Here is a 437-nt window from a genome sequence, read left to right on the forward strand (position 1 = left end):
ACGTCGCGCACCTGCTCGCCGCGCTCCCCAACCGCATCGACGGGCTCAAGGTCGTCATCGACGCGGCCCACGGTGCGGCCAGCGCCGTGTCGCCCGAGGTCTTCCGCCTCGCCGGCGCGGAGGTCGTCGAGATCGGCGCCGAGCCCGACGGCCTCAACATCAACGACGGCTACGGCTCGACCCACCTCGACCACCTCAAGGCCGCCGTCGTCGCCAAGGGCGCGGACCTCGGCATCGCCCACGACGGCGACGCCGACCGCTGCCTCGCGGTCGACGCGCGCGGCGTGCAGATCGACGGCGACCAGATCATGGGCATTCTCGCCGTGGCCCTCAAGGAGCGCGGCCGGCTGCACGACGACACCCTCGTCGCGACCGTCATGAGCAACCTCGGGCTGCTCAATGCGATGAAGGACGTCGGCATCGTCGTCAAGCAGACC

General features: G+C 71.2%; 1 pseudogene. It reads left to right on the top strand.

Features of this window, described 5'->3' with window-relative positions:
• Positions 1-437 (top strand): annotated as a pseudogene (locus I6F21_RS37955) (phosphoglucosamine mutase); the annotation flags it as partial.

This window comes from Bradyrhizobium sp. NBAIM03 (assembly GCF_020194055.1).
GTDB lineage: Bacteria > Pseudomonadota > Alphaproteobacteria > Rhizobiales > Xanthobacteraceae > Bradyrhizobium > Bradyrhizobium yuanmingense.